Origin of the sequence: Sphingobium sp. YBL2 (genome assembly GCF_000943805.1) — a bacterium.
GTDB lineage: Bacteria > Pseudomonadota > Alphaproteobacteria > Sphingomonadales > Sphingomonadaceae > Sphingobium > Sphingobium fuliginis.
Genome location: NZ_CP010954.1, coordinates 4,176,324 through 4,199,899, shown reverse-complemented (window position 1 = coordinate 4,199,899; position 23,576 = coordinate 4,176,324). Strand labels below are relative to the sequence as shown.

Below are 23,576 nucleotides of genomic sequence, written 5' to 3'. Positions count from 1 at the left end.
CCGGTCCCACTCGGCTTGCCCGCCGTCAGGGGATTAGATCGCCTGAAAGTTGCAAATGGTCAACAACCGTTAACCATGATTGTTCGATGCGGGCGATCAGCCGGGTATCGGCCAGATCCTCTGGCGCTATGGCTTCTGGCCAATAGTTGCGGACGATGTCGGCAATGCCGTCCAGCTTCGCCTCGTCCACCAGGAAGCGGGGATCGATATTGGCAGGATCGGCCACCACGCGCAGGCGCAGGCAGGCAGGACCGCCGCCATTGGCCATGGACTGGCGCACGTCGACAGGCACGAGCTTGCGAATGGGGCCGTTGCCCGCGACCATCTCCTCCAGCCAGTTCCAGATGGCGGGCATATCCCGCGCCTCCGTCGGCAGGATCAGCGCCATGCCTGTCCCGGGCGAATTCGAAGGGTCGCCCGTGGGCAAGGTGACGAGCTGCGCATTGAAGATATAGCTGCGGATCGCGTCTGACAGGCTGATGGCGCTGGCGGGAACCTCCACGATCTCCACCGACGGCAGCCTGGCGCGGAGAGCGGCGTAGAAGCGCTCCTTGTCCGCAAAGGCATGTTCATGCGTGAAGAGCACGCGTTCGTTGGCGACGGCGACCACGTCATTGTGGAAGGCGCCCGCCGCGATCGCTTCCTCCGACTGCATGACGAACAGCGTCCGATCCGGATCGAGCCGGTGCAGCCGGGCGACGGCCTTGCTCGCCTCGACATGCTGGCGGGCGGGAAAGGGGCCGCCGGACTGGCCATAGACGAACACCTCGACGCCTGCCTCGCCATGGCTGTCGCACAGGCGCATGTGATTGGCCGCGCCCTCGTCGCCGAAGGGGGCGGGGACAGGGCCATGCACGGCGAAGGCGTTCCGGTCGGAAAAGGCAAGGCGCAACTGGGCGAGCGTCTGCGGCCATTCATGGCTGCGATGCGGCATGGTGACGAGATTGGCGACGGTCAGGTGCGTGCGCCCATCGGCCGTATCGGCGGCCGGCGAAACGGTCGCGGCATTGGCGGCCCACATGGAGGAGGCCGACATGGCGGCGGCGCGGATATGCGCCTCCGCATTGCCGACATCGGTCCCGAGGGCTGACAGCCAGGCGCCATCCGGCCGCCACTGGGGCAGGAACAGCCCCTGCGGCAGCCCGAGGCGAAGGTTGGACCGCATCTTCTCTATCCCCTGAAGCGCCGCCGCGCGGGGATAGGAGATGGCGCCCGCGTTGCGCGCGGAGGCAAGGTTGCCCAGGCTGAGGCCCGCATAATTGTGGCTGGGACCCACCAGGCCGTCGAAATTGATCTCCCTTGCCGTCATGCCCGTTCCGCCATGGTGAATGTCTGTCCCGGTTCCACCCCCAGCAGTTCCGCGGAAGCCCGGTCGAGCGATATGCCGCCATCCTCCCGTTCCGTCACCAAGGCATAGGTGCAGCGGAAATCCGCGAGCCGTCCGGTGGTCACCAGCATCTTGTCTCCGCCCTTTTCGTGCACCGCGCCCAGCACCGCGTCGGAGGCATGGGCGATGGTGCGCAGCGAATTGATTTGCCCCACCATCGTCGGTCCGCCGTCGAATATGTCGACATAGCCGGGATTGGTGAAGCCCTCCGTCTCCAGCATGCGCATGGCCGCGCGGCCATTGGGGTGGGGCATGCCGATGACGCCGCGCGCGGTGTCGGTCAGCATGGCGGTGTAGATCGGCGTCTTTGGCATCAGGTCGGCGATGAACTGGTTGCCGTTCACCGCGTTGAACTCGTCCGCCTCCTGAAAGCTCATGCCGAAGAAGCGCCCCGCGAGGCCGTCCCAGAAGGGGGAACCGCCCGCCTCGTCGATCACGCCCCGCAGTTCCGCGATGATCCGCTCTCCGAAGCGGGCGCGATGGTTGCGGATATAGAGATAGCGGCTGCGCGCCAGCAGCAGACCCAGCCCCTCCGCGCGCTCGCGGGGGTGAAGGAACAGGCCGCCCACTTCCGTCGACCCTTCCAGATCGGTGACGAGCGAAAGCATCTCCGCCCTGAAGGTGCGCGAAAGCTCCCGGCTATGTTGGGTGAGAACGCCCAGCCGATAGGAATAGAAGGGCCAGCTTTGCCCGACCTTGCTGAATATCTGGCAGGTGCCGCGGACCTGACCCGTCTGGCTGTTTTCCAGCACCATGACGATCAGTTCGTCCTCGACCCCTTCGCCTTGCCGGGCCAGCGCCTGTCCCGTCCGCTCCAGCTTGGCGGCAAGCGACTTCCGGTCCGGCGGCAGGTTGGTGAACCCGCCCCCGGTCAGCTTCGCCATTTCATAAAGGGTCTGCAAATCGTCGGCGCGCGCCGTGCGCATGAAAAAACTCACGCCTTCATCCCCCCGGTGAAATGCCCCTGGGCGATGCGGAGCAGCGCCAGGGCCGATAGTTGCGCCCGTTCGGCCAGGCTGTCGACGATCAGATATTCCGAATCGCTGTGGATATTGCCGCCCCGCACGCCCATGGTGTCGACCACGGGCACGCCGCAGGCCGCGATATTATTGCCGTCGCACACCCCGCCGGTATCCCGCCAGGCGATGGAAAGGCCCAGGTCCGCGCCGCATTGCCGGACGAGCCCGAACAAGGCTTCCGCCCGCCCATCCATCGGCTTGGGCGGCCGGCCGAAGCCGCCATGCCGGTGAAGCGTCACCTCATGCTCCAGGGCGATCCGCGCCATGGCGTCCTTCAGCAGTTCGTCCGCGGCCTGCTCGTCGGCAGGCGTCTTCGGCCGGAAATTGACGTGCAGAACCGCATGGTCCGGCACGACATTATTGGGACTGCCGCCCTCGATCCGCGCGGGATTGCAGGAAAAGCCGCCGCCGCTCGCCGCCTTCAGCCGCAACGCCAGGTCGGCGGCCGCCAGCAATGCGTTGCGGCCATCCTGCGGATTGCGCCCGGCATGCGCGCTTCGTCCGGTGACGACGATGGCGAAGTTGCCGCTGCCGGCGCGCGCCCCGGCCAGTGTGCCGTCGGGCAGGGCCGGTTCATAGGTGAAGGCCGCGATCTTGCCCGTCGCGACCTGCCGCAACAGCGCCGCCGAGGAAGGGCTGCCGACCTCCTCATCGCTGTTGATGATGACGTCATAGCCCAGCCGCCTTGCATCCGGTGCGGTTTCCACCGCGCGCAAGGCGGCGAGCATGACAGCGATCCCGCCCTTCATGTCCGCGACGCCCGGTCCGTTCAGCGTCGACGGATCGACCCACCGCAGCGCCTGAAAGCCATGGTCGGCGGGGAAGACCGTATCCATGTGCCCGGTGAGCAGGATTTGCACCGGAGCCTCCGGCCTGACCGAGAGGCGCAGGTGGCTGCCATGCGCGACCATCGCCAGACGACCGTCGGGGCGCACGGTTTCAACCGGCTCTGGATCGACAAGGGACATCGCGCCCGGCAGGCCGGCGAAGGCATCGGCAAGCATGGCCGCCATGGCCGCAAGGCCGGGAAGATTGCGCGACCCGCTGTTCACCGCCGCCCATTTTTCAGTCTGGGCGAGCATGGGCGCGTCGGCGGCGCTTTCCATGACGCTCCGTTCGAACGACGAAATGCCTCTCATCCTGACGACCCTATCAGAGCGGAGGGCGCGCCTCCACCCCTGGTCCTGAAAGTCGGCGACCGCCTAGAAATCATAGGTGAGGGTCAGGCGACTCATCGTGTCCGAATCCCGCGCCGAAAGCAGCGTCTCCGATTCATATTGCACATTGTAGGAAAAGGCGGCCGACCAGCGTGTTCCCACTTTCGTCACCAGCGAGGTCAGCGAATTCAGCGTATAGACGTCGCTTTCGGCATAGCCGGAGGCTGTCTGCCTGAAGGTCAGCGCAGGGGTCAGGCGCCAGGCGAAGTCCATGGAGGCACGGGCGCCCAATTTGGTCTCCCGCTCTCCGGTCACATATTTGGCATGGCGGATCGAAGGACCGGCATCCAGCGAGAGGTCGACCGGATCGCTGACGATCAGCTTGTAGCCGATGCCGGCCGAGGCGGTGTAGCGCGCGTCATAGCCGATCGACGTATCCCGCTCGAACTGCGTCAATCCATAGGCGAAGCCCCGTGGATCGAATTCATAGCGCGGCTCATAGCTGGCGGTATAGCGTTCGCGCGAGGTCACGCCGTTGGCGCGCCGGTAATCGACGCTGGCGGCCAGCTTGTGCGACCATTGGATACCGGTGCGCTTGACCGCTGCGCTGGCGCTGATGCCGATTTCGCTGGTGGAACCGGTGGAGCGGAAGCCGCCCGCTTCGATCTTGCCCGTCCACAATTCCGTGAAGCGCGCCTCGCGGATCACGGTTTCCTGCGTCGCCCTGGTCCGTTCCTTCCAACTGTTGACCATGCGCTGAATCTCGTCGGCGGAACCGGGATTGGTCTGCTTGGCGATCTTCGCGACGGTCGCGATCTCGGTCTCATTGCCGTTGGCGATGGCCGCCTCCAGCATTTCCCGCACCGATGGCGGCAGGAGCACGGGGTAATCGGCGAGCGCCGGGGTGGAGAGGAAGAGGGGCAGAACGGCCAGCCAGTAACGCATGCGCCTTCTCATACCGGCATGGCGGCGGATTTTAACCCTTGTTTTCAGATCAAATCCCTGAATTCCTGGAGAATATCCCGATACAGCTTGCGCTTGAACGGCACGATCAGGTCAGGCAGGCTCTCCGGCTCCGTCCATTTCCATTCGCGGAATTCAGGATGCGCCGTCTGGATGTCGATGTCCTCATCCGACCCCAGGAAACGCGCAAGGAACCAATATTGCCGCTGGCCGCGATATTTGCCGCCCCACAGCTTGCCGATCAGTTCCGGCGGCAGGTCGTAGAAATGCTCTTCGCGCGCCTTGGCGATGATCTCCACATGCTCGCGAACGATGCCGGTCTCCTCGTTCAGCTCCCGAAGGGCGGCCGCCTTCATATCTTCGCCGTCGTCGATGCCCCCCTGTGGCATTTGCCAGGCTTCCACCGCATTATCGATCCGCTGACCGACGAAAACCTTGCCATCCATGTTGACGAGCATGACACCGACGCATGGCCGGTAGGCGAGTTCTGAATCATTCGGCATCGAAGCCATCATAGTCCCTGGTCGTTAATCCCGACAAGCCATCCGGAGGCTCCAGCCCGCCCGTCGCTTTGTGCAGTGCAGAATAAGCGGGGCGGGGCGGCGCGTCCATGCCGGAAAAATCCTGACGCGGCGATTTGTGCTGTGCATCGCTTCAAATGGGCGGGGGCTTGGAACATCGGGCGGCCCATGGCATGCCCGATCGCATGTCAGACCCCGTAATTCTCTGGTTTCGTCAGGACCTGCGCCTTGCCGATCAGGCCGCACTGGCAGCCGCCGTGCAGGAAGGGCCGGTGATTCCCGTCTATGTGCTGGACGATCAGGCGCCGCGCCAATGGAAGATGGGCGGAGCGTCGCGCTGGTGGCTGCACCATAGCCTGAAGAGCCTGGACGAAAATCTTCGGGAGAAGGGATCGCGCCTGATCCTGAGGCAGGGAAACTGCATCGATCAGATCGTCCAGATCGCTGAGGAAACGGGCGCCCGGCGCGTGCATGCCCTGCATCATTACGAACCCTGGTGGCGCAATGCGGAGAAGTCGCTCGTCAAAAGGCTGGAGCTGTGCCTGCATGACGGCGCATTGCTGCTGCCGCCCGGCGCGGTGCGGACGGGCGAAGGAAACAGCTATCGGATCTATACCCCCTTCGCCCGCGCCGTGATGGAGCATATGCCGCCGGCCGAACCGGTTCGCGCGCCTTCGCGCATCGATGCGCCAGGACGTTGGCCGAAAAGCGATTCGCTGGACCGATGGGGCCTTTTGCCGACCAAGCCGGATTGGGCCAGGGCCTTTTCACGCGACTGGACTCCTGGGGAAGCGGGGGCGCGGGCCAATGTCGCCGCCTTTCTCGACCAGGTGGCGGATTATGACAGGGCCAGGAACCTGCCCTCGCAGGAGGGGAGCTCTCGCCTGTCGCCGCACCTCCATTTCGGGGAGGTCTCCCCCGCCTATGTCTGGCGCCGGGTTGCCGGAGCGCCCGGCGATGCGACGACCTTCCTCAAGGAACTGATCTGGCGCGACTATGCCCATACGCAGATATGGGCCATGCCCGCCTATGGATCGGAAAATGCGCGGCCAGCCTTCGACGCGATGCCCTGGCGCGATCTTCGCGAGGCTGGTGCCGATTTCAAGGCGTGGAAGACAGGGCGCACGGGCTATCCCATTGTCGATGCCGGCATGCGGCAGCTCTGGACGACGGGCTGGATGCATAATCGGGTGCGCATGATCGCGGCCAGCTTCCTGATCAAGCATCTGCTGATCGACTGGCGGCATGGGGCGCGCTGGTTCTGGGATACGCTGGTCGATGCGAGCTACGCCAATAATAGCGTCAACTGGCAATGGGTTGCAGGCAGCGGCGTCGATGCCAATATCTTCTCGCGGATCATGGCGCCCCTGACCCAGTCGGGAAAGTTCGACGCCGCAGACTATATCAGGGCCTGGGTGCCGGAACTGGCGCATCTGAACGATGACATCATTCACGACCCCGAAGCGCATGACGCGCGTTCGTCCGATTATCCGGCCAAGTGCATCGGTCATCGGGAGGGGCGTGAACGGGCTCTCGCCGCATGGCGCGGGATCAGGCCATGATTGCGACGCGTTAAACCATCGGGCAGAGTGGAAGCATGAACGCCATTGAACCCCGTCGTGGCCGGGCCGCAGTGCCGGTCAGGCGACCGCTGGAGCGCCGGAGCCATGGCTGGCCGGATCGTCTCGCCGCCCGGCAGTTCCACAAATTGCTCGACCGCATCGACCTTGGGCTCGAACAGGGTTCTTTGCTCGCCATTCTGCCGGACGGCAGCCGGCGCCTGCTCGGCGGCCGCGCAGCGGGACCGGAATGCGAGGTTCATCTGCTGCGCTGGCGGGCGCTGATTCGCCTGATCGCCGGGGGATCGGCCGGCTGGTACAGGGCCTGGGCGCGTGGAGAGTGGACCAGTCCCGATCCGGTTCCGCTCTTCGCCCTGTTCATGGCCAATGCCGCCAACCTGGGCAATGTCGCCCGGCCGCATGGGCCGGCACGCTGGATCGGGCGCGCGTTCCATTGGGCGCGCCGCAACAGCCGCAAGGGTTCGCGGCGCAACATCGCCTATCATTATGATCTGGGGAATGATTTCTACCAGCCATGGCTCGACAAGGGCATGCATTATTCCAGCGGCCTGTTCCGCGACCCGGACGACCGGATCGAAAGCCTGGAGCGGGCGCAGCAGCGGAAGGTCGACGCCATTCTCGACCGGCTCGACATCGGCGATGGCGATTCGCTGCTGGAAATCGGCTGCGGCTGGGGCGGCTTGGCCGAACAGGCGATGGCGCGTTGCCCGATCCGTTATGACGGGCTGACCCTGTCTGTGGAACAGGCGCATTTCGCACGTGACCGCCTGGGGTCGGGAGCGAACATCATATTGCGCGACTATCGCGACGCGCAGGGGCAATATGACGCCATTGCCAGCGTGGAAATGGTGGAGGCAGTCGGGCAACGTTACTGGCCGGCCTATGTCGGGGCGATCGAGCGTCTGCTCAGGCCCGGTGGGCGGGCAGCCATACAATATATATTGATCGATGATGCGATCTTCGAAGGCTACGCCCGGGGCGCGGATTTCATCCAGACCTATATCTTCCCCGGTGGCATGCTGATTTCGGAAAGCCGTTTCCGGGCCTTGGCCGAAGCAAACGGTTTGGAGTGGCGTGATGTACGCCGCTTCGGTCTGCACTATGCCGAAACGCTGCGGCGGTGGCGCGAACGCTTCGACCGGGCGGTCGACAGGGGATGGTTGCCGGCCGGTTTCGACCAGCATTTCGTCGATCTATGGCGCTATTATCTGATGTATTGCGAAGGCGGCTTTCGCGGCGGCACCATCGATGTCGCGCAGGTCACGCTGGTGAAGCCGGCTTAGGGCGGGAGGAATTCGGTTCGGCTAGAGTATCCGTGATGATCAAGCCGGAGATTGCGTCCAGCATCGATCGGCTTTGAGCAGGGCATTCGCGGTGACGACGAGCTTTCGCATGACGGCGGTGATGGCGATCTTGGCGGGCTTCCCGGCAGTAACGAGCTGCTGATATTTTGCCTTGAGATCGGGATTGTACCGGGCGGCGACGAGGGCCGGCATATAGAGAGCCTGCCGCACGTTGGCGCGTCCGCCACGGATGAAGCTCTTGCCTTTCCATTGTCCGGACTGTCGAGCGACGGGGGCGAGACCGGCGAGGGATGCGGCCTGCTTGTTCTCGAGGCTGCCGAGTTCGGGCATGGTGGCGATGAGCTGGTTGGCGGTCAGCGTTCCGACGCCGGCGATGCTGGTGAGGATCTCATGCCGGCGGGCGAGCGCGGCATCGGCGGCGATCAGGTTGGCGATCTCGGTATCGAGCGCCTCGATATGCCGATCGATCTGCTCTAGCCGCTGCCGGCACTGGCGCTTGAGGAAGGCGATGGTGAGGTTCTTCTCGCGATTCTTGAGCGCGGTGCGATCGCGCACGAGACCGTCTCGGGCATTGATGAGCTCCGCCATCTGCGCCTGCTGTGCGCTTCGAGCGGGTCTGACCGGCGGCTGCAAGGTGGCCGCCATACGGGCCAGCAACATGGCATCGATGCGATCGGTCTTGGCCAGAGTGCCAGTCGCCTGGGCGAAGCGCCGGGCGCGCTCCGGGTTGAGCTTCACGCAGGGCCAGTCGGTCAGAGCCGCCTCCAGCGCCCGATGGTAGGTTGCGGTTGCCTCATAGGCGATCCGCTCGACCGGCCATTGTCGCAGCCAGGCGATCAGCGACTTGTGGCCCTTGGCGGTGTTGGCGAACTGGCGCTCGGCGCCGGCAGGGTGGACATGGCAGTCGAGGCTCGCTTTGGAGATGTCGATGCCGATCGTCTGTGGTAGATTGTCGCTCATCTTTTCCGCTGTCCCATGCTTGTCATCCGGGTCCAAAACCCCGGTATCCGTTCGGGTCTGATGGAAAAGAAAGGGGCGATCCTACTCTAACCCGGTCCCACAACGACCGGCGCTTTCACGATCCGTCCCCTTCCGCCCGGGCCGGGGTGGCCACCCCGGCCCGGGCAATCCAGCATGACCCAAACGGACCGCAATGTCATAAGACAAGCGTTTTCCAAGCAGATGGAATCATCTGCTGACTCGGAAAACGCGACAAAACAAAAATTTAGAGCAGTCGAGCCGATGCAATCGGATCGGAATCTGCTCTAGCGGCCTTGGCGGGTGGATAGGGGAAGTGCCATGCCCGCAACCGGCCAGTCCAGTCATCCCCAAGGCTCAGCCTCTAATCGATACGCGTCCGGTATCCGTCGGGCGTGTCCGCAATCACCAGATCGAGAATCGCCTGGCCCACGGCAGCCGGTTCCTTGAGCGTCGCCGGGTCTTCACCCGGAAAGGCCCGCGCCCGCATCGCTGTACGGGTGGCGCCCGGATCGACGATATGGGTTCGGATGGCGGAGATGTTCTTCACTTCCTCGCCATAGGCGCCGACCAGGGTTTCGAGCGCCGCCTTCGAAGCGCCATAGGCGCCCCAATAAGCGCGCGGCGTCGCGCTGACCGAAGAGGTGATCGCCACCACGCGCGCATCGCCGCTCGCCCGCAGCATGCCGTCGAACGCCGCGATCAGCGCCTGGGGCGCGGCGACGTTGAGCGTCAGCAACCGGGCGAATTCCTTGGCGTCGATGGCTGGAACCGAAGCCAGGCTGCCCAGCGTCGCCGCGTTCAGGACCAATATGTCCAGCGCCTGCCAGCGACCCGAAATGGCATGCGCCAATCGTCCGATGCTTTCGCCGTCGATGAGGTCCAGCGGCGCGATGGTCGCATTGCCGCCGCCCTCGTGAATGCGATCCTCCACCTCTTCCAGCCCGCCCGTGGTGCGGGCGGTCAGGATGACATGGGCGCCGGCGGCGGCGAGCGCTTCCGCCGTGGCGGCGCCGATGCCGCGGCTCGCTCCGGTGACGAGGGCGAGCTTACCGGAAAGGGGTTGGCTGGAAAGGGGTTGGATCGACATGAATATCCCTCATGGGGTCAGGAAGGAACAAGCCCGAGGCCGCATAGCGTCGGGCTGTCCGTCCAGCGGTAGGAAAGGCGTTCAGACCACTCGTTCGGCCAGCAGTTCGAGCTGGTTCTGAACCACGGCTTCGTCCTGGTCGGTCAGAGTGGTGGGATAGTCGCCGGTGAAGCAGGCGTCGCAATATTGCGGCCGTATGTCGGCGCGCTTCGCCTCGCCCAAGGCCTTGTACAGGCCGTCGATCGAGATGAAGGACAGGCTGTCGGCATGAATGAAGTCCTGCATCCCGCCAATGTCCAGACGGTGCGCCAGCAGCTTGGTCCGTTCTGGCGTGTCGACGCCATAGAAGCAGCTATGCTTGGTCGGCGGACTGGCGATGCGCATGTGCACTTCCTTGGCGCCTGCCTCGCGCATCATCTGCACGATCTTGAGCGAAGTGGTGCCGCGCACGATCGAATCGTCGATCAGGACGATCCGCTTGCCCTCGATCAGGGCGCGATTGGCGTTATGCTTCAGCTTCACGCCCAGATGGCGGACCTTGTCGCCCGGCTGGATGAAGGTGCGCCCGATATAGTGCGAGCGGATGATGCCCAGCTCGAAGGGAATGCCCGATTGCTGGGCATAGCCGATTGCTGCCGGAACGCCGCTGTCGGGCACGGGGATGACGAAGTCCGCCTCGACCGGATTTTCGATGGCCAGTTGCGCGCCGATCGCCTTGCGGACCGAATAGACGCTGGAGCCGTCCACGACCGAATCGGGACGGCTGAAATAGACATGTTCGAAGATGCAGGGCCGGGCATGGGTGTCGCCGAAGGGACGGTGGCTGCGCACCTCGCCGTCATGGGTGACGATGACCAGTTCGCCCGGTTCGATGGAGCGGACATGCTCCGCGCCCACCACGTCGAAGGCGACGGTTTCCGAAGCGAAGATGATCGAATCGCCCAGCTTGCCCATGACCAGCGGCCGGATGCCCAGCGGGTCGCGGCAGGCGACCATGCCTTCGGGCGTCATGACGATCAGCGAATACGCGCCCTCGACCTGCTTCAGCGCATCGATGAACTTGTCGAGCAGCGTGCGATAGGTGGACGTGGCGACCAGATGGATGATGACTTCCGTGTCCGACGTCGACTGGAAGATGGAACCGCGGCGGATCAGTTCCCGCCGCAGCTTCATGGCGTTGGAGATGTTGCCGTTATGCGCGACGGCGAAACCGCCCGAACTCAGTTCCGCATAAAGCGGCTGGACATTGCGGAGCGATGTCTCGCCGGTGGTGGAATAGCGGACATGGCCGCAGGCGGCGGTGCCGGGAAGGCCCCGAATCACTTCGTCGCGGTCGAAATTCCCGGCCACATGCCCCATCGCCCGATGGGTGTGGAAATCATGGCCGTCCCAACTGGTGATGCCCGCGGCTTCCTGGCCGCGATGCTGGAGCGCGTGAAGGCCAAGTGCCACCATGGCGGAGGCGGTTTCAGCGTTGAAGACGCCGAAAATGCCGCATTCCTCACGCAATTTGTCGTCGTCGAACGGGTTGGTCGTAAACATGGGTTTTTGATGGTCCACTGCCGATCCTGTGCGCCCTCATCGGGACGGCTTTCGCGCGCATATAGTGCGTTGAGGACGATTTGTCGCCTGCCTGTCACAAAAAAGGGATGCAATACCTACCGGCCGCTATTTTCCAGCGATGAAATTGGGAAAAAGGCCTACTGGCCTTGAGCCATTGGGGAGGCTAATAGCCTCTTCTCATGCATCGTTTCGCCAATCCTGCACGCTTCCTCAAAATTGCCCGGCCGTTGACCGCCTGGCTGTTCTGGCCGGGGCTGATCCTGCTGCTGGCCGGCGCCGGCTGCGGCCTGTTCGTGACCCCGGCGGACTATCTTCAGGGGGATACGGTGCGCATCCTATACATCCATGTGCCGGCCGCGTGGCTGGGCATGGGCGGATGGACCGGGATCGCCGTCGCTGCCCTCATGCAGCTCGTCTGGCGCCATCCGCTCGCGGCCGTCGCGGGCCGGGCCATCGCCATGCCGGGCGCTTTCTTCACGGCGATCTGCCTTGTCACCGGATCGATCTGGGGCCGGCCGACCTGGGGTACATGGTGGGAATGGGACGGACGCATGACCTCCATGCTGGTGCTGTTCTTCCTCTATCTCGGCTACATCGCGCTCGCCAATGCCAGCGCGCGGCAGGGCAGCGGCGGGGTGAGCCCGGTGACAGCCATTTTCGGGCTGGTGGGCGCGATCAACATCCCGATCATCAACCGCTCCGTCGTCTGGTGGAACAGCCTGCATCAGGGGCCCAGCATCACGCTGCGCGGGTCCAGCATCGATACCGCGCTGCTTTGGCCGCTCGGCTTCACCCTCGCCGGATTTACCTTGCTTTTCGCCGCGATCGTGCTGATGCGCATGCGCGCCATATTGGCGCAGAACAAGATCGAAGCGCGCATGCAAAGGCTGGCGCGGGGGTGAGGATATGAACCAGTGGGCTTTCGTCATCGGCGCCTATGCGCTGACCTTGTCGGGCACCGGCCTCATCAGCCTGTTCAGTTGGCGCGCGATGCGCAACGCTGAACGCAGGGCGTCGGCGGACAGGGTATCGGCGGACAGGGCATGAAGGCAAAGCATCAAAGGCTGATCCTGGCCGTGGTGGCCCTGCTCGCGCTGATCGGCGCGGGATTGCTGGCCGCTTCCGCGCTGAAGGACGAGGCGGCTTATTTCTACGCGCCCAATGACGTTAAGACCAAGGGCGTCGAGCCGGGCAAGGCGATCCGGCTGGGCGGCATGGTGGTCAAGGGCAGCCTGAAGCGCGCCAGCGACGGCGTCACCATCCATTTCGACGTCACCGACGGCAAGGCGACCGTTCCGGCGAGCTTCAAGGGCATCACGCCCGACCTTTTCCGCGAAGGTTCAGGTGTGGTGGCAGAAGGTGCTTTCGATGCGGGCGGCACATTCCAGGCCACCAACCTGTTGGCCAAGCACGACGAACGCTACATGCCGCGTGAACTGGAAGGCATGAGCTATGATGAAAAAACCCACAAGATGAAGGCCGAAAGGTGAGCGAGAGCCAGCTTCATTGGCAAGGTCATGCTGGGGTTGGTTCAGTATCCATCAGGCCCCGCGCTCCGCAACTCGAAGGGGCGGAGCAGGCCCGGCATCTGGTTCATGGCCATGAAGCATTCGGGAGGAAAGCGGCAGCATGATCGCTGAGGCCGGCCTTGCCGCATTATGGCTCGCCGCGTCCTTGGCGCTGCTCCAATTGGCGCTGGCCGCTGTCGGCCTGGCGGGCGGCAAGAGCGAGCTGCTGGGCGCCGTCCGTCCGGTGGCGGTCGCGCAGGGGGTGCTGACCGCGACGGCCTTCGCCTTGCTGATCATGCTGTTCCTGCGATCCGACATGTCGGTCCTGCTCGTCGCCACCAACAGCCATTCGATGAAGCCGTGGCTCTACAAATTCGCTGGAACCTGGGGCAATCATGAAGGGTCGATGCTGCTTTGGGTGACGGTGATGGGCGTCGCCGGATCGGCCGTCGCCTTATTCGAGCGGGCCTTGCGGCGTGAAACCCATATGGCGACGCTGGGCGGACAGGCGGCGATCAGCCTTGGTTTTTACGCTTTCCTGCTTTTCGCCTCCAATCCCTTCGCGCGGATCGACCCGCCGGCCCCGGACGGGCAGGGTCTCAATCCGCTGCTGCAGGACCCTGGGCTCGCCTTCCATCCGCCGACCCTCTATCTCGGCTATGTCGGCCTGTCCGTCGCCTTTTCCTTTGCCGTGGGGGCGCTTTTGACCCGGCAGGTCGACGCAGCCTTTGCGCGCGCCATGCGGCCCTGGGTATTGGGGGCGTGGATATTGCTGACGCTCGGCATCACGGCGGGCAGCTATTGGGCCTATTATGAGCTGGGCTGGGGCGGCTGGTGGTTCTGGGACCCGGTGGAGAACGCCTCGCTCATGCCGTGGCTGGCGGCGACGGCGCTGCTGCATAGCGTGACCGTGCTGGCCACCCGCGACGCCCTGCGCGCCTGGACGGTGATGCTGGCGGTCGTCGCCTTCTCCATGTCGATGGTCGGCACTTTCCTCGTCCGGTCGGGCATCCTGACCAGCGTCCATGCCTTTGCCGTCGATCCGGAGCGCGGAACCTTCATCCTGGCGTTGCTCGGCATCTATATCGGCGGGGCGCTGGCGCTGTTCGGCTGGCGCGTGGGCGCGGTCCGCGAGGGCGCGCCGTTCGAGCTGGTCAGCCGGGAAACCATGCTGGTCGTCAACAATCTGCTGCTGTCGGTCATATTGGGGCTGGTGCTGATCGGCACGCTTTATCCGCTGCTGACCGAGGCCTTCGGCCATAAGGTGTCGGTCGGCGCGCCCTATTTCGACCGCATCGCCGGGCCTGTCGCACTTGCCTTGATGATCGTCATGGTCCTTGGGCCGCTGACCCGCTGGCGGCGCGACCGGATGCGGGAGGTGAGCCGGCGCATAGCCGTCCCGCTGATAATGGCGGGATTGGTTTTCCTCGCCTTATCGGCATTCGCCTGGGGACGGATCGGCATATTGCCTTTCCTCGGCCTGGTGATCGCCCTGGCCGTCGCTGTGGGGAGTGTCGCGCCGCTCTGGAAGCGCAATCTGCGTCGCACGCCGCTTTTCACCTGGGGCATGGTGATCGCGCATCTGGGCTGCGCGGTCAGCCTGGCGGGCATGGCCTACGATTCGGCCTTCACGGTGGAAAAGCTGGTGGCCGCCCGCCCCGGCGATACTGTGGAGACGGCGGGCTGGACGATCCGGTTCAAGCAGATTCTGCCGATAGCGGGCGATAACTGGACCGCGCTCCAGGCGGATATGGAAGCCAGCCGGGGCGGTGGGGAGCCGGTCCTGATCCACCCGCAGTCCCGCTTCTTCGCCTCGCCGCCCACGACGACGACGGAGGCCGCTCTGCTGACCCGCTGGAATGGCCAGCTCTATGTCGTGCTGGGGCAGGAGGCGGATGAAGGCCGCTGGCAGCTCCGCATCTGGTGGAAGCCTTTCGTGACGCTGATCTGGCTGGGCGGTTTCCTGATCGCTGTGGGCGGCGCACTGGCGCTGGTCGGGCGGGAACGGCGCGGATGGCTGCTCAAATGGCGGGCGCGCAGGGCCGTGGAGGCCGGCGCATGAGGAAGCTGCTGATCTGGCTGCCGCTGGCGCTGTTCCTTGGTTTTTTCGGGCTGTTTGCCAGCGGGCTGCTGCGTCCGGACGACCGGATCATCAATTCGAAACTGGTGGGCAAGGCGCTGCCTGCCTTTGTCCTGCCTGCCGCCGCGAGCGACCGGCCGCCGCTGGCAAGTTCGGAACTCGCGACCGGCAAGCCGCGCCTGCTCAATATCTTCGCGAGCTGGTGCGTGCCCTGCGCGGCCGAGGCGCCGCAGTTGCTGGCGCTCAGGCAGGCGGGCGTGGAGATCGACGCCATCGCCATCCGCGATGCCCGGCCCGATGTCGACGCCTTCCTCAAGCGCTATGGCAATCCCTATTCCCGCATCGGCCTGGATGCGCGGAGCGAGGTGCAGATCGCCATGGGTTCGTCGGGCGTGCCCGAAAGCTTCATCATCGATGGAAGGGGCCGCATCGCCTATCAGCATGTCGGCGACATCCGTCAGGATGATGTGCCGATGATCCTGGACCGGCTGAGGAATGCGCAATGAGGATGCTGGTCGCCCTGCTGGCGCTGATGCTGAGCGTGCCGGTCTTCGCGCAGTCCGCGCTGCCGCCGGCGCCCTATGCCGACCGCCAGATCGAAGACCCGGCCCTGGAGAAGAAGGCGCGGACGCTGATGGAGACGATCCGCTGCCTCACCTGCCAGAGTCAGTCGATTGCCGACAGCAATGCCAGCATGGCCGGCGACATGCGCTCCCAGATTCGCGAACGCATCATGGCGGGGGAAGAGCCCGAGCATATCCGCGCCTGGCTGATCGAGCGCTATGGCGACTGGGTCAGCTATGAGCCGACAGCCGATCCGATCCTCTGGCCGCTCTGGGCCGCGCCCCTGATCCTGCTGGGATTGGGGCTGCTGCTGCTGCGCGGTCGGATCAAGCGGGGGAGGCGGGCATGACCGGCTGGATCATTGCCGGCGCCCAGCTGGTCCTGGTGAGCGTGGCGCTCGTCCTTGTCGGGCGGGTGCCGAGGTCGGCCTGGGAAATCACGGCCGCTGCGCTGTTGCTGGGTTTGGCCGGCTATGCGTGGCAGGGCCGTCCCGGACTGGCTGGCTCGCCCCGGCAGGCGGCCGACAGGGGCGGCGCCGCGTTCGACGAGAAGCTGGCCGAGCAACGCCGGGGCCTTGCCGAGCGCTATGGCAAGGCGGGCCAATGGCTGATGCTTTCGGACGGCCTTGGCCGACAGGGGAAGACGAAGGAAGCGGCGAACGTCCTTTTGTCCGGACTTCGCGAGACTCCGGACGATCCCAATTTGTGGCTGGGCTTCGGCAATGCGCTGGTCGCGCATGCAGGCGGAGTGCTGTCTCCCGCCGCCGATTTCGCCTATCGCCGGTCGATGGCGATCGATCCCGAAGGTCCGGCGCCCCGCTATTTCTACGGACTGGCCCTCGCCCGGGCGGGGCAACTCAAGGAAGCACGCGCCCTTTGGGGCCCGCTGGCCGCCAGCGCCCCCGAAGGCAGCGAGGTCAAGAAGGAACTCGAAGGCAATATCGCGCGTATCGATGCCATGCTCGGGTCCGAAGGCCGATAGACGGTCGAAGCCGCAGCGGCATCATTGCCACCACCCGGGAGCCGTGATAGGGCGCGGCGGTTTGCGGGGGCTTATGGAATGACAAGACGGGCCGCTTCCCCGTTCGGGTGTCCAAAGATCATGACAATTCGGCATTTTCTTCATGGCTGACGAGATCACCAACGGCGCCGTGCGCGTCGATGACGAGAGCGCCCATGATCACGGTCATGCCGGACAGAAGGCCACGCTGAAGCTGGTCGTCGGTGCGATCGGCATCGTCTTCGGGGACATCGGCACCAGCCCGCTTTATGCCTTCCGCGAAACATTCGCCGGACATCATCATCTGGACCTCGATCCGGATCATATATTGGGCGTCATCAGCCTGATGTTCTGGTCGATGATGCTGGTCGTGACGCTGAAATATGTCACCGTCATCATGCGTGCGGACAACAAGGGGGAGGGAGGCAGTCTCGCCCTGCTCGCCCTGATCAACGGCCAGACCAGGACGCAGCGATGGTCGCGCGGCATCGTCCTGCTCGGCGTGTTCGCGACGTCCCTTTTCTACGGCGACTCGATGATCACGCCCGCCGTGTCGGTGCTGTCGGCGGTCGAGGGACTGGCGGTCTACAACAGCAGCCTTGCGCCGCTGATCCTGCCGGCCGCGATCGTCATCCTGCTCGGCCTGTTCTGGATACAGGGACTGGGGACCAACCGGGTCGCATCGCTGTTCGGCCCGATCATGCTGTTCTATTTCCTGACCATCGCGGTTCTGGGCATCATCAGCATCGTCAAGACGCCGGGCATCCTCCACGCCTTCAATCCCTATTGGGCGGTCATGTTCTTCGTCACCGATCCGCTGCCGGCATTCCTCGCCCTGGGCGCGGTCGTGCTGGCCGTGACCGGCGCGGAAGCGCTCTACGCCGATATGGGGCATTTCGGACGCAGTCCGATCCGCGTGTCCTGGCTGACCTTCGTCCTGCCCGCCTTGATGATGAACTATATGGGGCAGGGCGCGCTGCTGTTCCGGGAGGGCGCGGCCGCCCTTCACAGCCCCTTTTATTATCTGGCGCCGCAATGGGCGCAATTGCCGCTGGTCGGGCTGGCCACGCTGGCCGCGATCATCGCCAGCCAGGCGGTGATCTCCGGCGCTTTTTCCGTCACGCAGCAGGCAATCCAGCTCGGCTTCATGCCGCGCCTGCGGATTGCGCATACCAGCGCGTCGACGGCCGGCCAGATCTACATCCCCCTCATCAACTGGGGGCTGATGGTCATGGTGATCCTGTTGGTGCTGGTGTTCCAGACCTCGTCGAACCTCACGGCCGCCTATGGCATCGCCGTCACGGGCGCGATGTTCATCGACAATGTGTTGCTGACGGTGCTGCTCTACCGGCTATGGAAATGGCGCTGGTATTATTCGGCGCCGCTGCTGTCGGTGCTGTTCCTGGTGGACGGCGCCTATCTGGCCGCCAATTTCACCAAGGTGCCCGATGGCGGCTGGTTCCCGCTGCTGATCGGCTTCGTGATCTTCACCCTGCTCACCACCTGGTCGCGCGGGCGCCGTCTGGTTCAGGACCGGCTGCGCGAAGCGGCCATGCCGATTCCCGTCTTCGTCGCGTCCGCCGCGAACAGCGCGGTTCGGGTGCCCGGTACGGCGGTTTTCATGACCTCCACGCCCGATGGCGTTCCCCATGCGCTGCTGCATAATCTCAAGCACAACAAGGTGTTGCATGAGCGCGTCATCCTCTTGACCGTCAAGATCAAGGATGTGCCGGTTGTAGAAGATGACGGGCGCTTCAAGCTGGAGGATCTGGGCCGCGGATTCTTCCGGCTGGTGCTGCAATATGGCTTCATGCAGGAACCGGACGTCCCCGCCGCGCTCAAGAATGTGACTGGCTGCGGTCAGGCGTTCAGGATGATGGACACCAGCTTCTTCCTTGCCCGGCAGACGCTGCTGCCGTCGGCCAAGCCGGGGATGCCGCTGTGGCGCGAGAAGATTTTCGCCTGGATGCTGCGCAATGCGGAAAGTGCAATGGAATTCTTCCGGCTGCCGACCAATCGCGTGGTCGAACTGGGCAGCCAGGTCGAGATCTGATCCATATAAAAGGGCGCGGCAGGACCGCCGCGCCCCATCTTCCATCCAAGCGGATCAGGCCGCGTCGCGATCGGCATTGATCTCGACGAGCTGACCGCCGTTGATCGCGATCTTCTTCGGCTTCATCGCCTCCGGAACCTCACGCACCAGTTCGATCGTCAGCAGACCATCGGCCAGGTCGGCCTTTTCGACCCGCACGAAATCGGCGAGTTCGAAGCGGCGTTCGAAGCTGCGGTTGGCGATGCCGACATGCAGGAAGCGAGAGCGGTCGCCGCCCTGCGATTCTTCCTTGCGCCCGGTGACCTGGAGCAGGTTCTGCTGGGCAGTGATGTCGATCTCGTCCGTCCGGAAGCCCGCGACGGCCAGCGTGACGCGATAGCGATCTTCGGAAATCCGTTCGATGTTGAACGGGGGATAATTGTCGCCTTGCTGCAACCGGGCGTTGTTCTCGATCAGGTCGAAGAGACGATCGAAGCCCACGGTCGAGCGGCGATAGGGGGTAAGGTCAAAACCACGCATTGTCATAATCTCCCAAAGAGCAAAATGAACATGCCGGACCCAGAACAAGGCATCCGGCGGTACCATGCCCAACCCCATATGGCGGCTGGACGGCTTTGATATGGTTCGATGGAAAAGCGTTTCAAGTGGTCTGGCGACGGGATTTTGGATGCGTGGCGGGCGCCATGCGCAGCCTTGTTCACATGCCCGGAGGCGGCCCAATGGCTGGTCGTTCAAGCCCGAAAAGAAAAGTACCCGGGCCGTGTTTCCACGACCCGGGTACTAATGGACGATTGCTCGTCTCCCCCTTGGCCTGCCTCGACCGCTTCTCAGCCCCCTAAGCTCGAAGCGGGATGCAGTATCCCTGAACCACGGCCATTTACCTGTGCTTCGTCGCCTGTGCTATGTATAGAGCAGGCCGCTGTCACGGGCTATTTCCCAGCCTTGTGATTTTCCCCGCGAGGCTGTGGCTCCGGTGCAACAATCCGGCAATGCTTGCCGTCGTTCGATAGCATGCTAGACGGGCTGCCTGTCCAATCGAGAGGCCATTCGCGCCGTCATGATTCTATCCCGATACGAACGCATGATTGCCAAGCGTTACCTGCTGCCCGGCAAGGGGGAGGGGTTCATATTCCTGGTTGCCGGCATCAGCCTGGCCGCCGTGATGCTGGGGGTGGCGGCGCTGATCATCGTGATGAGCGTGATGAACGGCTTTCGCGCCGAACTGTTCGACAAGATCGTGGGCCTTAACGGTCATGCCGTCGTCCAGGGCTATGGCGGACGCCTGCCGGACTGGAAGGCGGTGTTGAGGGAGGCGAAGGCGACGCCCGGCGTGACCAGCGCCACGCCATTGATCGAGCAGCCCCTGCTGGGCAGCTTTCAGGGGCGGGTGGAAGCGGTGCTGGTGCGCGGCATGACGGTGAACGACATCCGCAACAATGCAACGCTGAAGGCGAAGGTCGTGGCCGGCAGCCTGAGCGCGCTGACCCCCAATGGCGGCAAGGTGGCGATAGGGTCGCGGCTGGCGGAAAATCTGGGAATCCAGTTGGGCGACAGCCTTACCATCATCAATCCCGCGGGCCGTTCGACGCCCTTCGGCACGGTGCCGCGGCAGGTATCCTATCAAGTGGCCGCCATTTTCGAGGTCGGCATCTACGATTATGACAAGGCCTTCGTCGTCATGCCGGTGGAGGACGCCCAGACATTGCTGCTGTTGGGCGATGTCGTCAGCATGATCGAGGTGGAGACCGTCAACGCCGACCAGGTGGCCGCCATATTGGAACCCTTGGCCGGCAAGGTCGCGGGCCGCGCGATCGTCACCGACTGGCGGCAGATGAATGCCTCGCTGTTCGAGGCGCTGGCGGTCGAGCGCGTCGCCATGTTCGTCGTGCTGTCGATCATCGTGCTGGTGGCGGTTTTCAACATCCTCTCCTCGCTCATCATGCTGGTGCGCGCGAAGACGCGCGACATCGCCATCCTGCGGACCATGGGTGCGAGCCGGGCCGGGCTGGTGAAGATATTCATGACCGTGGGCGTGACGATCGGCGCGCTGGGCATGGCGGCGGGCATGGTGCTGGGCTTCACCTTCCTGTTCTTCCGTCAGAGCGTGGTGAACGCGATCCAGTTCATGACGGGGCAGAATCTCTGGGACCCGTCGATCCGCTTCCTCACCGAATTACCGGCCAAGCCCGATCCGGTGGAGATCGCCATCATCTGCCTGATGGCGTTGATCTTCAGCTTCCTGGCGACGCTCTATCCCGCGTTCAAGGCCGCCAATACCGATCCTGTGCAGGTGCTGCGTTATGAATGAGATATTGAAGGTCGCAGGCCTCAAGCGCAGCTTCACCCAGGGCGGCGTCACCATAGAGGTGTTGCGCGGTGTCGAGTTGTCGGTGGCGCCGGGAGAAATCGTGGCGTTGCTCGGTCCGTCGGGATCGGGGAAATCGACGCTGCTCCAGGCGGTAGGACTGTTGGAGGGCGGCTTCGACGGATCGATCCGCATCGCGGGCGAGGAAGCGGCGAAGCTCGACAATGACGGACGGACGCGGCTTCGCAGGGATGCGCTGGGCTTCGTCTATCAATTCCACCATCTGCTTCCCGACTTCAATGCGGTGGAGAATGTCATCCTGCCGCAGGTGATCCGCGATGAGGAGATGGCAACGGCCCGCGCTCGCGCCGAATCCCTGCTCGGGTCATTGGGGCTTGGCCATCGGCTGGAACATCGGCCCAGCCAGCTTTCCGGCGGCGAGCAGCAGCGCGTGGCCGTGGCGCGGGCGCTCGCCAACCGGCCTGCGCTGGTCCTTGCGGACGAGCCCACCGGCAATCTGGACGAGCGGACCGCCGACGTCGTGCTGGCCGAATTCCTGCGGCTGGTGCGCGAGGAAGGTTCCGCCGCGCTGGTGGCGACGCATAATGAAAGACTGGCGGAGAAGATGGACCGGGTTGTCCGCCTTCATGAAGGACTGCTGGAGGAAAGTTCAGGCGGAATGTGACGCCGCATCCCGGACCGTCGCGATGACGATCTGGTTCCTTCCCTGATTCTTCGCCCGAAGCAGCGCGGCGTCCGCCGTCCGGACCAGTGTTTCCGCCCTGCCATGGTCGGGGAAGACGGCAAGGCCGAAGGAGGCTGTGATCGGCCCCAGTTCTTCGCCCCGATGCTCGACTCGCAGTTCCTGCAATTTCTGCTGCACCTGAATGGCGCGGTCGATGGCCTGATCCTGCGCGAAGCCGGGCATCAACAGCACGAACTCCTCCCCGCCCAGACGGAAAGCGCAATCCTTTTCCCGCAACGCTTCGTCCAGCACGCCGCCCACGGCGCGCAGCACGGCATCGCCCGCATCATGGCCATGGGCGTCGTTGAACCGCTTGAAATGATCGATGTCGACCATCAGGCAGGCCAGCGGCGTCAGGGCGCTTTCGGCATGGGCCACCTGTTCGTTGAACACCGCATCGAAGCGGCGACGATTGGCCAGCCCGGTCAGCGGATCGGCCATGGCCATCTGCCGCAACGCATCGCGCAGCCGCAGATTGGCAAGAGCCAGGCCGATATTTTCCGCCAGCATCTCCAGATATTTCTCGGTGCGGCCGATCTGGTCGGCGGTACGATCCTCGGGCTGCTCGACATAGAGCAGGCCGATGCTCTCCCCCTGCGCCGTCAGCGGTATGCAGATGGTGCGGACCTGCGCATTTCCCGTCAGATGCTCGCAGGGAATGTCGACCAGATCGCCGGCCGGCTTGTGAATCTGCCCCCGCCGCAGCGCCCAACAGGTGGCGGGCGTAAAATCGCCGCCCGACTGCCGGGGCGACAGCCAGTCGCAGGCCTGCACCATCATGTTGCGGCGCGTGTCGTGAATGTAGAGCCGCCCGGCAAAACCCGGCGCGATCTCAGGCGCGAAACGCCGGACGACCTCGACCAGATCGCTGGTGCTGTCGCATCCCTGCAGGCGTTGCGTCATGCGGGAAAGCTGGTCGCGCGTGATCCGGTCCGCATCGCGTTCCTGCTCCAGCCTTTGCCTTTCCAGGCCGTTTTCCCGGAAAATGCGGATGGCCTGCGCCATGTCGCCAATCTCGTCCACCTGGGGAAAGTCGGGCGGCACAGCGGCGTAGTCCTGCGCGGCAAGGCGCGTCACAACATCGCTCAGCCTCACAACCGGACGCAATATGCGCTGCTTCAGGATGAAGTAGAGCACGCACAGGAACAGCAGGGCGGTAGCACCCAGCATGATTTCCGACATGATGCGCCACTGCCGGGCCGCTTCGGTCGCCTGCTGGACGGTGTTTTCCGCCCGCTGATCCAGCATATACTGGAACTTGCCGATCTGGGCGGCGACGCGATCGAGTTCCCGGCCATATTCGTCCCCGAAGACTATGGTGCGCGCGGTCTCCCGGTCTCCCTTTTCGGCGGCGTTGATGGCGGCTTCCTGCTCATCGGTCAGCGCGTCGGCCCAGTGCAACCCCTGCCGCAACGCCGCCAGTTCGCTGATGCTTGCCCCCCGGTCGCGCAGATGCAGGATACGCTGCTCGACAGAGCGGAGCGCCGCCTTCTCCCGCCGATAGGCGATGATATGCGACGGATCGCCCGTAATCACATAGGCGCGCGCCTGCTCGGTCAGCCGATAGGTGTCTTCCTCCAGCGTGGCGGTCATCTGGTCGAACACGGCCCGCTGCTCGACGGCGGCCCGCTCCTTTTCTTCCGCGCTGGAGGCCATCAGCATGACCGCCCCCGAAGCGAGGGTAAGGGCCACGGTGGCGCCATAGGCATAGTTGGTGATGGTGGATAGACGCATGATCCGCTCAGGCTAGAACTCAATAG

At 64.3% G+C, this 23,576-nt stretch carries 22 protein-coding genes; 12 read left to right on the top strand and 10 right to left on the bottom strand.

Annotated features, from left to right (window positions below):
- Positions 1 to 25 precede the first annotated feature (25 nt).
- The 5 genes from TZ53_RS19305 to TZ53_RS19285 form a co-directional block, all read right to left on the bottom strand.
- Positions 26 to 1,309 (bottom strand): N-succinylarginine dihydrolase, encoded by a 1,284-nt coding sequence (locus TZ53_RS19305; protein WP_044662390.1) that lies wholly within the window; start codon positions 1,307 to 1,309, stop codon positions 26 to 28.
- Positions 1,306 to 2,325 (bottom strand): arginine N-succinyltransferase, encoded by a 1,020-nt coding sequence (locus TZ53_RS19300; RefSeq protein WP_044662389.1) that lies wholly within the window; start codon positions 2,323 to 2,325, stop codon positions 1,306 to 1,308. Before TZ53_RS19300 ends, TZ53_RS19305 begins: the two co-directional genes overlap by 4 nt.
- Entirely contained in the window at positions 2,322 to 3,545 is a 1,224-nt protein-coding gene (locus TZ53_RS19295; protein ID WP_044662388.1) for a hydrolase, read from the bottom strand. The genes TZ53_RS19300 and TZ53_RS19295 overlap by 4 nt, the downstream gene beginning before the upstream one ends.
- A gap of 63 nt (positions 3,546 to 3,608) precedes the next feature.
- On the bottom strand, positions 3,609 to 4,508 hold the full coding sequence (locus TZ53_RS19290) for a DUF481 domain-containing protein (RefSeq protein ID WP_025550074.1): 900 nt from the start codon (positions 4,506 to 4,508) through the stop codon (positions 3,609 to 3,611).
- 44 nt (positions 4,509 to 4,552) lie between these two features.
- On the bottom strand, positions 4,553 to 5,038 hold the full coding sequence (locus TZ53_RS19285; protein WP_044663162.1) for an RNA pyrophosphohydrolase: 486 nt from the start codon (positions 5,036 to 5,038) through the stop codon (positions 4,553 to 4,555).
- A gap of 194 nt (positions 5,039 to 5,232) precedes the next feature.
- On the opposite strand from TZ53_RS19285, the gene TZ53_RS19280 reads away from it, so the two are divergent.
- Positions 5,233 to 6,609, top strand: a complete 1,377-nt coding sequence (locus TZ53_RS19280) for a cryptochrome/photolyase family protein (protein ID WP_044663161.1) — start codon at positions 5,233 to 5,235, stop codon at positions 6,607 to 6,609.
- A 35-nt stretch (positions 6,610 to 6,644) separates the two neighbouring features.
- A complete protein-coding gene (locus tag TZ53_RS19275; protein ID WP_044662387.1) occupies positions 6,645 to 7,910 on the top strand; it encodes an SAM-dependent methyltransferase in 1,266 nt (421 codons plus the stop codon).
- 39 nt (positions 7,911 to 7,949) lie between these two features.
- Here the strand turns inward: TZ53_RS19275 and TZ53_RS19270 are convergent, their stop codons facing one another.
- From TZ53_RS19270 to purF, 3 genes are all read right to left on the bottom strand, one after another.
- On the bottom strand, positions 7,950 to 8,891 hold the full coding sequence (locus TZ53_RS19270; RefSeq protein ID WP_044663073.1) for an IS110 family transposase: 942 nt from the start codon (positions 8,889 to 8,891) through the stop codon (positions 7,950 to 7,952).
- A 382-nt stretch (positions 8,892 to 9,273) separates the two neighbouring features.
- Complete coding sequence (locus TZ53_RS19265; protein ID WP_044662386.1) at positions 9,274 to 9,999, bottom strand: SDR family NAD(P)-dependent oxidoreductase; 726 nt, start codon at positions 9,997 to 9,999, stop codon at positions 9,274 to 9,276.
- A gap of 81 nt (positions 10,000 to 10,080) precedes the next feature.
- A complete protein-coding gene (gene purF, locus TZ53_RS19260; protein ID WP_044662385.1) occupies positions 10,081 to 11,541 on the bottom strand; it encodes an amidophosphoribosyltransferase in 1,461 nt (486 codons plus the stop codon).
- A gap of 200 nt (positions 11,542 to 11,741) precedes the next feature.
- On the opposite strand from purF, the gene ccmC reads away from it, so the two are divergent.
- The 8 genes from ccmC to TZ53_RS19225 all read left to right on the top strand — a co-directional run bounded on the left by ccmC (position 11,742) and on the right by TZ53_RS19225 (position 18,766).
- Entirely contained in the window at positions 11,742 to 12,464 is a 723-nt protein-coding gene (gene ccmC, locus TZ53_RS19255; protein WP_044662384.1) for a heme ABC transporter permease CcmC, read from the top strand.
- A gap of 4 nt (positions 12,465 to 12,468) precedes the next feature.
- A complete protein-coding gene (locus TZ53_RS27215) occupies positions 12,469 to 12,609 on the top strand; it encodes a hypothetical protein (protein WP_165363354.1) in 141 nt (46 codons plus the stop codon).
- Complete coding sequence (gene ccmE / locus TZ53_RS19250) at positions 12,606 to 13,052, top strand: cytochrome c maturation protein CcmE (RefSeq protein ID WP_044662383.1); 447 nt, start codon at positions 12,606 to 12,608, stop codon at positions 13,050 to 13,052. The genes TZ53_RS27215 and ccmE overlap by 4 nt, the downstream gene beginning before the upstream one ends.
- Positions 13,053 to 13,191: 139 nt before the next feature.
- Positions 13,192 to 15,132 carry a heme lyase CcmF/NrfE family subunit gene (locus tag TZ53_RS19245; protein WP_044662382.1) on the top strand — a complete coding sequence of 647 codons (1,941 nt, stop codon included), beginning with the start codon at positions 13,192 to 13,194 and terminating at the stop codon, positions 15,130 to 15,132.
- Positions 15,129 to 15,656 (top strand): redoxin family protein, encoded by a 528-nt coding sequence (locus tag TZ53_RS19240; RefSeq protein ID WP_025547425.1) that lies wholly within the window; start codon positions 15,129 to 15,131, stop codon positions 15,654 to 15,656. The genes TZ53_RS19245 and TZ53_RS19240 overlap by 4 nt, the downstream gene beginning before the upstream one ends.
- Positions 15,653 to 16,063, top strand: a complete 411-nt coding sequence (locus TZ53_RS19235; RefSeq protein ID WP_025547423.1) for a cytochrome c-type biogenesis protein — start codon at positions 15,653 to 15,655, stop codon at positions 16,061 to 16,063. The genes TZ53_RS19240 and TZ53_RS19235 overlap by 4 nt, the downstream gene beginning before the upstream one ends.
- On the top strand, positions 16,060 to 16,695 hold the full coding sequence (locus TZ53_RS19230) for a tetratricopeptide repeat protein (RefSeq protein ID WP_044662380.1): 636 nt from the start codon (positions 16,060 to 16,062) through the stop codon (positions 16,693 to 16,695). The genes TZ53_RS19235 and TZ53_RS19230 overlap by 4 nt, the downstream gene beginning before the upstream one ends.
- A gap of 142 nt (positions 16,696 to 16,837) precedes the next feature.
- Entirely contained in the window at positions 16,838 to 18,766 is a 1,929-nt protein-coding gene (locus TZ53_RS19225; RefSeq protein ID WP_044662379.1) for a potassium transporter Kup, read from the top strand.
- A gap of 54 nt (positions 18,767 to 18,820) precedes the next feature.
- Here TZ53_RS19225 and TZ53_RS19220 read toward each other — a convergent pair whose 3' ends face one another.
- A complete protein-coding gene (locus TZ53_RS19220) occupies positions 18,821 to 19,285 on the bottom strand; it encodes an Hsp20 family protein (protein ID WP_007685769.1) in 465 nt (154 codons plus the stop codon).
- Positions 19,286 to 19,823: 538 nt separating this feature from the next.
- Here TZ53_RS19220 and TZ53_RS19215 point away from each other — a divergent pair.
- Both TZ53_RS19215 and TZ53_RS19210 read left to right on the top strand, forming a co-directional pair.
- Entirely contained in the window at positions 19,824 to 21,074 is a 1,251-nt protein-coding gene (locus TZ53_RS19215) for a lipoprotein-releasing ABC transporter permease subunit (RefSeq protein ID WP_044662378.1), read from the top strand.
- The gene (locus TZ53_RS19210; RefSeq protein WP_025547415.1) at positions 21,067 to 21,756 is read left to right on the top strand and encodes an ABC transporter ATP-binding protein; all 690 of its coding nucleotides are present in this window, start codon (positions 21,067 to 21,069) and stop codon (positions 21,754 to 21,756) included. Before TZ53_RS19215 ends, TZ53_RS19210 begins: the two co-directional genes overlap by 8 nt.
- On the opposite strand, the gene TZ53_RS19205 is transcribed toward TZ53_RS19210, so the two are convergent.
- Positions 21,742 to 23,550 (bottom strand): diguanylate cyclase, encoded by a 1,809-nt coding sequence (locus TZ53_RS19205; protein ID WP_044662377.1) that lies wholly within the window; start codon positions 23,548 to 23,550, stop codon positions 21,742 to 21,744. The genes TZ53_RS19210 and TZ53_RS19205 overlap by 15 nt on opposite strands.
- Between the last annotated feature and the right edge of the window lie 26 nt (positions 23,551 to 23,576).